The sequence below is a fragment of the Streptomyces sp. NPDC050485 genome, from assembly GCF_044458185.1.
In the GTDB taxonomy this organism is placed as follows: Bacteria; Actinomycetota; Actinomycetes; order Streptomycetales; family Streptomycetaceae; genus Streptomyces.
Window position 1 is genome coordinate 491976 of record NZ_JBITHR010000002.1, and the last position, 11744, is coordinate 503719.

Genomic DNA, 11744 nt, shown 5'->3' on the forward strand with positions numbered 1-11744 from the left:
ACAGTAGAGTGCGGCTCCAGCCCCCCGCACGCACACCGAGGTATCCGTGACCCCCCACCTCCCCACCCCCCTCCCGGACGTCACCGTCGTCGGGATCGGGGCCGACGGGTGGGCCGGGCTCGCCCCCGGGGCCCGGGACGCGCTCACCGGCGCCGACGTGATCATCGGCGGGGCTCGGCAGCTCGACCTGCTGCCGGAGGACTGCGCCGGGCAGCGGGTTGCCTGGCCCTCGCCGCTGCGGGCCGCCGTGCCCGGGCTGCTCGCCGCCCACGCCGGGCGCCGTATCGCCGTACTGGCCAGCGGTGACCCCATGTTCTACGGCATCGGCCGCACCCTCACCGAAGTCCTCGGCACCCCGCCGCACGTCCTGCCGCACCCCTCGTCCGTCTCGTACGCCTGCGCCCGGCTCGGCTGGCCCGTCGAGGAGACCGAGGTCGTCACGCTCGTCGGGCGGCCCGCGGCCAGGATCGCCGCCGCCCTGCACGCCGGGCGGCGCCTCCTCGTGCTCAGCTCCGGCGCCGCCACCCCCGCCGAAGTCGCCGCCCTGCTGCGCGTCCGAGGCTTCGGACCCAGTCGCGTACGGGTGCTCGAACAGCTCGGGGGAGAGGGCGAACACTGCGTGGACGGGACCGCCGATGGGTGGGAGGCGTCTCCCGGTGACCCGCTCAACGTCATCGCCATTGACTGTCGGCGCGCGCCTGACGCTCTCCGGCTCGGCGCCGTACCGGGGCTGCCCGACGCGGCGTACGAACACGACGGCCAGCTCACCAAGCGGCACATCCGCGCCGCCACCCTCGGCGCGCTCGCGCCCGCGCCCGGCGAACTGCTCTGGGACATCGGCGGCGGCTCCGGCTCCATCGCGGTCGAATGGATGCGTACGCACCCGTCCTGCCGGGCCTTCACCGTCGAGCGCGACCCGGTACGGGCCGAACGCATCGCCCGCAACGCCGACCGGCTCGGCGTGCCCGCGCTGCGCGTCGTCACCGGCGCCGCCCCCGCCGCCCTCGCTCAACTCCCCACCCCCGACGCCGTGTTCATCGGCGGCGGCCTCACCGCACCCGGGCTGCTCGCGGCCTGCTGGGACGCGCTGCCCTGCGGCGGGCGGCTCGTCGCCAACACCGTCACCCTGGAGTCCGAGGCGCTGCTCGCCGACTGGTACCGGCGCCGTGGCGGCGAACTCGTACGGCTCGCGGTCGCGCACGCCGTGCCGGTCGGCGGGTTCACCGGGTGGCGGCAGGCGATGCCGGTCACCCAGTGGGCCGTCGTCAAGAACGACCCCGGGCCACGTGAACCCGGCCCCGTCAACACCCCTTCAGGAGCAGACAGATGACCGTGTACTTCATCGGCGCAGGGCCCGGCGCCGCCGACCTGATCACGGTGCGCGGCGCCCGTACGCTCGCCTCCTGCCAGGTCTGCCTGTACGCGGGCAGTCTCGTACCGCGCGAACTCCTCGCCGAATGCCCCGAGGGCGCACGGCTCGTGGACACCGCCCAGCTCAACCTCGATGAGATCACGGGTGAGTTGGTACGCGCCCACGAGGCCGGGCAGGACGTGGCCCGGCTGCACTCCGGCGACCCCTCCGTGTTCAGCGCGGTCGCCGAGCAGATGCGGCGGCTCGACGCGGCGGGGGTGCCCTACGACGTCGTGCCGGGGGTGCCCGCCTTCGCGGCGGCGGCGGCCGCGCTCAAGCGGGAGCTCACCGTGCCGACGGTCGGGCAGACCGTCATCCTGACCCGCGTCGCGCAGCGCGCCACGGCCATGCCGGAGGGGGAGGACCTCGCGACGCTGGGGCGCAGTGGGGCACTGCTGGTGCTGCACCTCGCCGCGGGGTATGTGGACCGGGTGGTTGAGGAACTGCTTCCGCATTACGGTGCGGAGTGCCCTGCGGCGGTCGTGGCCTTTGCCTCGCGGCCGGATGAGCTGATTCTGCGCGGGACGCTGTCGTCCATCGCGGGGCAGGTCAAGGAGGCGGGGGTGGTCCGGACCGCGGTCATTCTGGTCGGGCGGACGCTGGCCGCATCGGAGTTCCGGGACTCGCATCTCTACTCTGCTGAGCGGCACCGCTGCGAGTGACCCGGGTCGCGCTGGGGGCTCTGCCCCCAGGCCCCCGCTCCTCAATCGCCGGAGAGGCTGGATCTTTTCGCTGATCAGCGCCGGAGAGGCTGGGTTCTCGTCAGCCAGCGTCAGAGGGGCTCGATTTTGGTCGGCCAGCGTCGGACGGGCTTGATTTGGCGCTGGGCGGGGTTGGACGGTCAGGGCCGGCGGGGCCCCTCGGCGTGCTCCGCCCCACCACATTCCCCGCCCTGTCGATGCAGATCACATCCACCACCACCGGCGCCCCCCGCAGAACACCCAGCGCTTCGTCCCTCGCCCTCGCTGCCACCAGGTCGCCCAGCGGGACGCGCGCTGCCGTGCACAACTGGAGTGCTGCCAGGCCTGTGTTGGCCTCTCTCACCTGTTCCGCGAGGGACTCGTTCGCGCCTGCCTCGCGAGCCAGGGCTGCCAGGAAGGGCTTGTTCACCTGGGAGCGGGCCGAGTGGAGGTCCAGGTGGCCCGCGGCGAGCTTCGACAGTTTGGCGAAGCCGCCGCAGATGGTCAGGCGGTCCACCGGGTGGCGGCGTACGTACTTCAGGACCGCGCCCGCGAAGTCGCCCATGTCCAGGAGCGCGTCCTCGGGGAGGCCGTACTCCGTTACCACCGTCTTCTCCGATGTCGAGCCCGTGCAGCCCGCCACGTGTCTGCGGCCCGCCGCCCTCGCCACATCCACCCCGCGCCGGATCGAGTCGATCCACGCCGAGCACGAGTACGGGACGACGATGCCCGTCGTGCCCAGGATCGACAGGCCGCCCAGGATGCCCAGGCGGGGGTTCCAGGTGGAGCGGGCGATCTCCTCGCCGTGGTCGACGGAGATGGTGATCTCGACGTCGGCGGCGGGGGCGCCGTGCCGTTCGGCGACCAGGGAGACGTGGTCGGTCATCATCTTGCGCGGGACCGGGTTGATCGCAGGTTCGCCCACGGCGAGGGGGAGTCCGGGGAGGGTGATGGTCCCTACGCCCTCGCCCGCGCGGAACACCACGCCCGAGCCGGGCGGAAGCAGCCGTACCGTCGAGCGGATCAGCGCGCCGTGCGTCACGTCCGGGTCGTCGCCCGCGTCCTTCACCACGGCCGCCATGGCGTGCCCGGCGGCCAGTTCCTCGGCGGCCAGGGCGAACGCGGGCGTCTGCCCCCTCGGCAGGGTGATCGTCACCGGGTCGGGGAAGTCGCCGGTCAGCAGTGCGGTGTACGCGGCCGTGGTGGCCGCCGTCGCACAGGCGCCGGTGGTCCAGCCGGGGCGCAGCCCGGTGTGCTTGAGTTGGGCGCTGCGCCCGCCCTTGGCCTCACTCATGAACGGAATCGATTCCTGTGCACGTCTTGATACTGGGGGGTACAGGTGAGGCCCGGCGGCTGGCTGACCTGCTGCACGGCGAACAGCCCGGTGCGCCGCGGGTGACGAGTTCGCTCGCGGGGCGGGTCGCCGCGCCCCGCCTGCCGGCCGGCGAGGTCCGCGTCGGCGGCTTCGGGGGCGCCGAGGGGCTTGCCCAGTGGCTGCGTGCGCACCGGGTGGACGTGCTCATCGACGCCACCCATCCTTTCGCCGGGACGATCAGTTTCAACGCGGCGGCGGCCGCCGCCGAGGCCCATGTTCCCCTGTTGGCGCTGCGCAGGCCCGGCTGGGCCCCGGGCGAAGGGGACGACTGGAGTTCGGTGGGCTCGCTCCACGAGGCGGCCGGGCTGCTGCCGACGCTGGGCCGCCGCGTCTTCCTGACCACCGGACGCATGGGCCTCGCCGCCTTCGCCCACCTCGACGAGCTGTGGTTCCTGATGCGGTCGGTGGACGCGCCCGAGCCGCCCTGCCCGGCCCGCATGGAGGTGCTGCTCGACCGGGGGCCCTTCACCCTCGAAGGGGAGCGCGAGGTGCTGCGTACGCACCGGATCGACGTGGTGGTCACCAAGGACAGCGGGGGCGCCGCCACCGCGCCCAAGCTGGCCGCCGCCCGTGAGGCGGGGATCCCGGTGGTCGTGGTGCGCCGGCCGCCCGTGCCCGACGGTGTGGCGGTGGCGGCCACCCCCGAGGAGGCGGCCGCCTGGGTGCGTCAGTTCTCCGGGCTCTCTGAGCTACCCGGGTTTTCCGGGTAGCGCCGTGGGGTCCAGACGATCTCCTCGCCGTCCCCTCGGCGTACCGCCCGGGTCTGCGAGGAGCCGATGAGCAGGATGGTGCGCATGTCGACCTCGGCCGGGTCGAGCTCGGCCAGCCGCACGACGCGGACCCGCTCGGTGGGCCCGCCCACATCCCGGGCGACGACGACCGGGGTGTCCGGCGCCCGGTGTTCCAGAAGCAGCTCCCGGGCCTTGGCGACCTGCCAAGTGCGGCTCGCCGAGCCGGGGTTGTAGAGCGCGAGTACGAGATCGGCGGAGGCCGCCGCGTGCAGGCGCTCCGCGATGACCTCCCAGGGCTTGAGCCGGTCGGACAGCGAGATGGTGGCGTAGTCGTGGCCGAGCGGGGCGCCCGCGCGGGCGGCGGCCGCGTTGGCGGCGGTCACCCCCGGCAGTACGCGCACGGGGACGTCCGCGTACTCGGGCTGCGAGGCGACCTCAAGCACGGCTGTCGCCATCGCGAAGATGCCCGGGTCGCCGCCGGACACCACCGCAACCCGCCTGCCCCGCATGGCCAGTTGGAGGGCGAACTCGGCGCGCTCGGACTCCACCTTGTTGTCCGAGCCGTGCCGCCGCTGCCCGGGGCGCTCCGGCACCCGGTCCACGTACGTGGTGTAGCCCACGACGTCGTCGGCGGCGGCCAGCGCGCCCCGCGTCTCGGGGGTCAGCCACAGGGGACCTGCGGGACCGGTGCCGACGACCACGACCTCGCCGCGCTCGCGCACCGGCGGTGTGGCGTCGATGCGGCTGGGGAGCACCGCGACGGAGAAGTACGGCACCGACTCCGGGTCGATGTCGGTCAGTTGACCCGTGCGCTCGCCCGCCATCGTGGCGCGCTCCACATAGCGCGCCTCCTCCAGGCGGCCCGAACGCTCCAGCGCGCGGCGCACCTTGGTGAACGTGCGGCCCAGCTTCATCACCACCGCCGAGTCGGTCGCGGCGAGCCGGGCCGTCAGCTCCTCCTCGGGCAGCGTGCCGGGCAGGATCGTCAGGACCTCCTCGGCCTCCACCAAAGGCTCCCCGAGCCGGGCGGCGGCCGCGCTGACCGAGGTCACCCCGGGGATCACCTCGGTCGGGTAGCGGTGTGCGAGCCGCTTGTGCATGTGCTGGTACGAGCCGTAGAACAGCGGGTCGCCCTCGGCGAGCACGGCGACCGTGCGGCCCGCGTCGAGGTGCTCGGCGAGCCGGGCCGAGGCCTCCTCGTAGAAGTCGTTGAGCGCGCCCCGGTAGCCGCCGGGGTGGTCGGTGGTCTCCACGGTGAGCGGGTAGACCAGCTTCTCCTCGATGTGGTCGGCACGGATGTGCTTCGCCGCGATCGAGCGAGCTATCGACCGGCCGTGCCGCGCCGAGTGGTACGCCACCACATCGGCTTCGGCGATGGCCTCCACGGCCCGCAACGTCATCAGGGACGGGTCGCCGGGCCCCAGACCGACCCCGTAGAGACGGCCCATGGTGTTGCTGTTCTCGTTCATTCCGTCTCACTCGCGATCGCGTTGAGCGCCGCGGCGGCGATCGCGCTGCCGCCGCGCCGGCCCCGTACCACCAGGTGTTCCAGGCCCGAAGGGTGCGCGGCGAGCGCGTCCTTGGACTCGGCGGCGCCGATGAATCCGACCGGTACGCCGATGACGGCGGCCGGGCGCGGCGCGCCCTCCTCGATCATTTCGAGCAGCCGGAACAGCGCGGTGGGCGCGTTGCCGACGGCGACGACCGCGCCGTCGAGGCGGTCGCGCCACAGCTCCAGGGCGGCGGCGCTGCGCGTCGTGCCCATCTTCGCGGCGAGCCCGGGCACCGACGGGTCGGCCAGCGTGCAGATGACCTCGTTGTCGGCGGGCAGCCGCTTGCGGGTCACGCCGCTGGCGACCATCCGCGCGTCGCACAGGATGGGCGCGCCCGCGCGCAGCGCCTCGCGGGCGCGCGCCACGACGCCCGGCGTCCAGCCGAGGTCGCGGGTCAGGTCCGTCATGCCGCAGGCGTGGATCATGCGGACCGCGACCTGGCTCACGTCGGCGGGCAGCCCGGCGAGGTCCGCCTCGGCGCGGATCGTGGCAAAGGACTGGCGGTAGATCTCCGCGCCGTCCTTCTCGTAGTCGAACACTGTGCTCTCGCTCATCTCGTGGTGGTCCCGTCGCCTGCGTCCGGTCGGGTACTGCCCGGTCCTGTTCGGTCCTGTTGTACTGCCCGGTCCTGTTGTCGCCGTCCCGCGTGCCCGCTCCGTGCGGTGGTGACGGCTGCCGCCAACTTGCCTTCTGCCACCGGCACTTGGCGCGCCTGCGTGCCGCGTACGGCAACCGTGTACCGGCCGTCGGCGGTCGCGGTCACGTCCACCCAGTCGCCCTGCGGATGCCCGCAGCGGCGTTCGCACCCGGACCAGTAGACCGGCAGCCCGCCCGGCCCCGGCAGGGCGTCCCCGCGCACGTCCGCCAGCGCCTTGGCGCAGCCGGGCCGCCCGGTGCACGCCCCGACCCCGGTCCACGGCGAGTCGGGCGCGGTGATGAACCCGGCGTCACCGAGCTCCCGCAGCCGCTCCCGTGCCGCGCGCTCGCCGAACCCGGGCACGACGAATCCGCGCCAGGGGGTGACCCTGACCTCGCCCGCGGGCCCGGCGAGCGCCCGCAGCTGTCGGGCGGCGACCCGGCCGAGGACGGGGGCGACGAGCAGGGCGTATGTCCCGTCGGGGCCTGCCACGATGCCGGGGGCGGGGGGTGCGGGGTTCATGTCCGGTACGGAAGTGGGGTTCGCCGGGGCGGCGGCGCCGACCTCCCCGTACGGCACCGGCTCCGACACCCGCACCGCCTCCGCCGGGATGCCCGCCCGTTCCAGGGCTTCCGCGAGGTCCACCGTGCACCCCGGGGGGAGTTCGCGGACCCGCCAGGCGCCGTTGCCCGCGGCGGACGCGGTGTCGAGGAAGGCGTGCGCGGCGGCCAGTGCCGCGCGGCAGGCGTCGGCCGCCGCCACCCGCAGCGCCTGCGTGCCGACGCGTACCACCGCCGTGTCCCCGGCCGGTTGTGCGAGCAAGGTCACATCGCCGCCGAGGCCCGCGACATCGCCGCGGCCGTCGTCCAGGACGAACAGGAAGCGGCCCGAGAGCGCGGTCGTCCAGTCCTGGCCGCACAGCAGGGCGTCCAGTTCGCGCAGCCAGGGGCGGAGGTCGCCGTGGCCGAGGCCGTCGAGTCCGGCCAGCGGGGAGGCGACGATGTTGCGGATCCGCTCATGCCGCTCGGAGGGCAACAGGCCCGCCCCGCGCAGGAGTTCGGCGAGCCGGGCCCCGCAGCCGTCGCCGAGTCCGCGCAACTCGGCGTTGCCGCGCGAGGTGATGCCGAGGTGGCCGTCCCCGTATTGCTCGGCCGCAGTCGCCAGCGCCTTGATCTGATGGTTCGTCAAGATGCCGCCGGGCAGCCGGAGTCGGGCAAGGCGCCCGTCGTCGGCGGAGTGCAGCCGCAGGGCGCCGGGGCAGGCGTCGCCGCGGTCCCGCACGACGGGTTCCGGGCGGCCCGGCGAAGACGCCTCGTGTACGAGAGCTCCCGGGGTGCCCGGTATTCTACTTTCGCCCTGATTGAAGGGTGTTGAGGAGGGGGGCGGCATGGCGGCGAGCATACCCACGCCCGCGCCGGGGGCCACCCCGCCCGAGCGGAGCGGGTCACCCCGCCCGAGCGCCCCGACCCGCGCTGGACGAGGTCGCTACTATGCAAGCGACGGGTCTCTCGGCCCGTCATCGCCGGCGACGGCGACAGGGGAGGAAGCCCGGTGCGATTCCGGCGCGGTCCCGCCACTGTGAGCCCGGTCCCGGGCCCGTAAGGGTCTCGCCGGGTGAGTCAGGAACTCCCTTCCCCACGCTCCCGGCTCCGGCCGGGCGGGGGAGATCCACTCCGACACCACCCGGGGCGCGGACACCCCGAGGAAGGCCTGACGCCGCATGCTGCATTCGTCCGGGGAGCCCGCAGCGGATCCCCGCCACATCCTGCTCCTGTCGACGTCCGACACCGACCTGCTGAGCGCCCGCGCCGCGGACGGCCCGGTGGCCTACCGGTTCGCCAACCCGTCCCGGCTCGCCCTCGACGGACTCCCCGCGCTTCTCGACGGCGCGGGCCTCGTGGTCGTACGCCTCCTCGGCGGCGTGCGCGCCTGGCAGGACGGGCTCGACGCGCTCACCGCGAGCGGGCTGCCCGTCGTCGTGCTGAGCGGCGAACAGGCCCCGGACGCCCAGCTGATGGCGGCCTCCACCGTCCCGGTCGGCATCGCCGCCGAGGCGCACGCCTACCTCGCGCACGGCGGCCCGGCCAACCTCGACCAGCTCGCCCGCTTCCTGTCCGACACCGTGCTGCTCACCGGCCACGGCTTCGAGCCGCCCGCGCCCGCCCCGTCCTGGGGCCCGCTGGAGCGTACGGCCAGGGCAACCGCCGGCCCCACCGTCGCGGTGCTCTACTACCGCGCCCACCACATGAGCGGCAACACCGCCTTCGTGGACACCCTGTGCGGCGCGATCGAGGACGCGGGCGCCCGCGCGCTCCCGCTGTACGTGTCCTCGCTGCGGGCCCCCGAGCCCGCGCTCATCGAGGAGCTGCGCGCCGCCGACGCCATCGTGACCACCGTCCTCGCGGCCGGCGGCACCAAGCCCGCGACCGCATCGGCGGGCGGCGACGACGAGTCCTGGGACGCGGGCGCGCTCAGCGGTCTGGACGTGCCGATCCTCCAGGCGCTCTGCCTCACCGGCTCGCGCAGCGCCTGGGAGGAGAACGACGAGGGCGTCTCGCCGCTGGACGCGGCCAGCCAGATCGCGGTCCCCGAGTTCGACGGGCGCCTGATCACCGTGCCGTTCTCCTTCAAGGAGATCGACGCGGACGGCCTGCCCTCGTACGTCGCCGACGCCGAGCGGTCCGCGCGGGTCGCCGGGATCGCCGTACGCCACGCGAAGCTGGGGCACATCCCGGCCGCCGACAAGCGCATCGCCCTGGTGCTCTCCGCGTACCCGACCAAGCACTCCCGGATCGGCAACGCGGTCGGTCTGGACACCCCGGCGAGCGCGGTCGCGCTGCTTCGCCGACTGCGCGCCGAGGGCTACGACTTCGGGCCCGAGGCGGACATCCCGGGCCTGGTCTCCGGCGACGGCGACGAGCTGATCCGCGCGCTGATCGACGCGGGCGGCCACGACCAGGACTGGCTCACCGAGGAGCAGCTGGCCGCCAACCCGGTCCGCATCCCGGCCGCCGACTACAAGCGCTGGTACGCGACGCTTCCCGAGGAGCTGCGTTCGGGCGTCGAGCAGCACTGGGGCCCGCCGCCCGGCGAGATGTTCCTGGACCGCTCCCGCAACCCGGAGGGCGACATCGTCCTCGCGGCGCTGCGGCGCGGCAATCTGCTGATCCTCATCCAGCCGCCGCGCGGCTTCGGCGAGAACCCGATCGCGATCTACCACGACCCCGATCTGCCGCCCTCGCACCACTACTTGGCGGCGTACCGCTGGATCGCGGCCTTGGCCGCCGACGGCGGTTTCGGCGCGGACGCGATGATCCACCTCGGCAAGCACGGCAACCTGGAGTGGCTGCCCGGCAAGAACGCGGGCCTGTCCGCCGCCTGTGGCCCGGACGCGGCCCTCGGCGACATTCCGCTGGTCTACCCGTTCCTGGTCAACGACCCGGGCGAGGGCACCCAGGCCAAGCGCCGTGTGCACGCCACGCTCATCGACCACCTCGTGCCGCCGATGGCCCGCGCCGACTCCTACGGCGACATCGCGCGCCTGGAGCAACTCCTGGACGAGCACGCCCAGATCGCCTCCATGGACCCGGCCAAGCTCCCCGCGATCCGCGCGCAGATCTGGACGCTGATCCAGGCCGCGAAGCTCGACCACGACCTCGGGCTCGAAAACCGCCCCGAGGACGAGGGCTTCGACGAGTTCATCATGCATCTCGACGGCTGGCTCTGCGAGATCAAGGACGTCCAGATCCGCGACGGCCTGCACGTCCTGGGCAACGCCCCGGCCGGCGCCGACCGGGTCAACCTCGTCCTCGCGATTCTGAGGGCCCGTCAGATCTGGGGCGGCACCACCGCCCTGCCCGGTCTGCGCGAGGCGCTCGGCCTGGACGAGTCCGCGGCCACCCGCACCACCGCCGACGAGGCCGAGGACAAGGCCCGCGCCCTGGTCCAGGCGATGGACGACGCCAACTGGGATCTGGCGGCGATCCCCGCCGACCAGGGCGAACAGGTCGCGGCCATCCTGGAGTTCGCGGCCCGCGAGGTCGTCCCGCGCCTGGCCGCGACCACCGCCGAACTCGACCACACCGTGCACGCCCTGAACGGCGGCTTCGTCCCGGCGGGCCCCTCCGGCTCCCCGCTGCGCGGCCTGGTCAACGTCCTGCCGACCGGCCGCAACTTCTACTCCGTCGACCCCAAGGCCGTCCCCTCCCGGCTCGCCTGGGAGACCGGACAGGCCCTCGCCGAGTCCCTGGCGAACCGCTACCGCACCGACAACGGCGACTGGCCGACCTCGGTCGGGCTCTCCCTGTGGGGTACGAGCGCGATGCGCACCGCGGGCGACGACGTGGCCGAGGCGATGGCGCTGCTCGGCGTCCGCCCCGTCTGGGACGACGCCTCGCGCCGGGTCACCGGCCTGGAGCCGATCCCGCTCGCGGAGCTCGGCCGCCCCCGCATCGACGTGACGCTGCGCATCTCGGGCTTCTTCCGCGACGCCTTCCCGCACACCATCGGCCTGCTGGACGACGCGGTGCGCCTGGCGGCCTCCCTGGACGAGAGCGCCGAGGAGAACTTCGTACGCGCCCACACGCAGGCCGACCTGGCCGAGCACGGCGACGAACGCCGGGCCACCACCCGCATCTTCGGATCCCGCCCCGGCACGTACGGCGCGGGCCTGCTCCAGCTCATCGACTCCCGCGACTGGCGCACCGACGCCGACCTCGCCGAGGTCTACACGGTGTGGGGCGGCTACGCCTACGGCCGCGAACTGGACGGCCGGCCCGCCCGGGACGAGATGGAGACGGCGTACAAGCGGATCGCGGTCGCCGCCAAGAACACCGACACCCGCGAGCACGACATCGCCGACTCGGACGACTACTTCCAGTACCACGGCGGCATGGTGGCGACCGTCCGCGCGCTGCGCGGAACCGCCCCCGAGGCGTACATCGGCGACTCCACGCGCCCCGAAACGGTCAAGACCCGCACCCTGATCGAGGAGACCTCGCGGGTCTTCCGGGCCCGCGTGGTCAACCCCAAGTGGATCGAGGCGATGCGCCGCCACGGCTACAAGGGCGCCTTCGAACTCGCCGCCACCGTGGACTACTTGTTCGGCTACGACGCCACGACGGGCGTGGTCGCCGACTGGATGTACGACAAGTTGACCGAGACGTACGTCCTGGATCCGGCCAACCGCGAGTTCCTCCAGGACGCCAACCCCTGGGCGCTGCACGGCATCGCGGAGCGGCTGCTCGAAGCCGAGTCGCGCGGCATGTGGGCCAAGCCCGACCCGGCGGTCCTCGAAGCGCTGCGGCAGGTGTACCTGGAGACCGAGGGCGACCTGGAGGACGGCCAGGGCTGACCCG

8 protein-coding genes and 1 riboswitch are annotated in these 11744 nt (G+C 73.8%); of the genes, 4 read left to right on the forward strand and 4 right to left on the reverse strand.

Going from position 1 to position 11744, the window contains the following annotated elements:
• The first annotated feature begins 46 nt into the window (after window positions 1-46).
• Window positions 47-1330, forward strand: coding sequence for a precorrin-6y C5,15-methyltransferase (decarboxylating) subunit CbiE (cbiE, locus tag ACIBK6_RS05910; protein WP_399049100.1), 1284 nt, complete (start codon window positions 47-49; stop codon window positions 1328-1330).
• Window positions 1327-2073 (forward strand): precorrin-4 C(11)-methyltransferase, encoded by a 747-nt coding sequence (cobM, locus tag ACIBK6_RS05915; RefSeq protein ID WP_399049102.1) that lies wholly within the window; start codon window positions 1327-1329, stop codon window positions 2071-2073. Before cbiE ends, cobM begins: the two co-directional genes overlap by 4 nt.
• Before the next feature lie 100 nt (window positions 2074-2173).
• On the opposite strand, the gene ACIBK6_RS05920 is transcribed toward cobM, so the two are convergent.
• Window positions 2174-3385, reverse strand: coding sequence for a cobalt-precorrin-5B (C(1))-methyltransferase (locus ACIBK6_RS05920; protein WP_399049104.1), 1212 nt, complete (start codon window positions 3383-3385; stop codon window positions 2174-2176).
• A 17-nt stretch (window positions 3386-3402) separates the two neighbouring features.
• On the opposite strand from ACIBK6_RS05920, the gene ACIBK6_RS05925 reads away from it, so the two are divergent.
• Window positions 3403-4176 (forward strand): cobalt-precorrin-6A reductase, encoded by a 774-nt coding sequence (locus ACIBK6_RS05925; protein ID WP_399049105.1) that lies wholly within the window; start codon window positions 3403-3405, stop codon window positions 4174-4176.
• Here ACIBK6_RS05925 and ACIBK6_RS05930 read toward each other — a convergent pair.
• Genes ACIBK6_RS05930 through ACIBK6_RS05940 form a run of 3 tightly spaced genes read right to left on the reverse strand, consistent with a single transcriptional unit; the run spans window position 4134 to window position 7788 of the window.
• The gene (locus ACIBK6_RS05930) at window positions 4134-5666 is read right to left on the reverse strand and encodes a precorrin-2 C(20)-methyltransferase (protein ID WP_399049106.1); all 1533 of its coding nucleotides are present in this window, start codon (window positions 5664-5666) and stop codon (window positions 4134-4136) included. The two genes, ACIBK6_RS05925 and ACIBK6_RS05930, sit on opposite strands and share 43 nt — an antisense overlap.
• Window positions 5663-6289, reverse strand: coding sequence for a precorrin-8X methylmutase (locus ACIBK6_RS05935; RefSeq protein WP_399049318.1), 627 nt, complete (start codon window positions 6287-6289; stop codon window positions 5663-5665). Before ACIBK6_RS05935 ends, ACIBK6_RS05930 begins: the two co-directional genes overlap by 4 nt.
• A gap of 11 nt (window positions 6290-6300) precedes the next feature.
• Window positions 6301-7788: a cobalamin biosynthesis protein CobG gene (locus tag ACIBK6_RS05940; RefSeq protein WP_399049108.1), complete on the reverse strand. Its 1488-nt coding sequence runs from the start codon at window positions 7786-7788 to the stop codon at window positions 6301-6303.
• A 139-nt stretch (window positions 7789-7927) separates the two neighbouring features.
• Window positions 7928-8016: riboswitch (cobalamin riboswitch) on the forward strand.
• A gap of 91 nt (window positions 8017-8107) precedes the next feature.
• Between ACIBK6_RS05940 and cobN the strand changes: the two genes are divergently transcribed.
• Entirely contained in the window at window positions 8108-11740 is a 3633-nt protein-coding gene (gene cobN / locus ACIBK6_RS05945; protein WP_399049109.1) for a cobaltochelatase subunit CobN, read from the forward strand.
• Window positions 11741-11744: the final 4 nt, after the last annotated feature.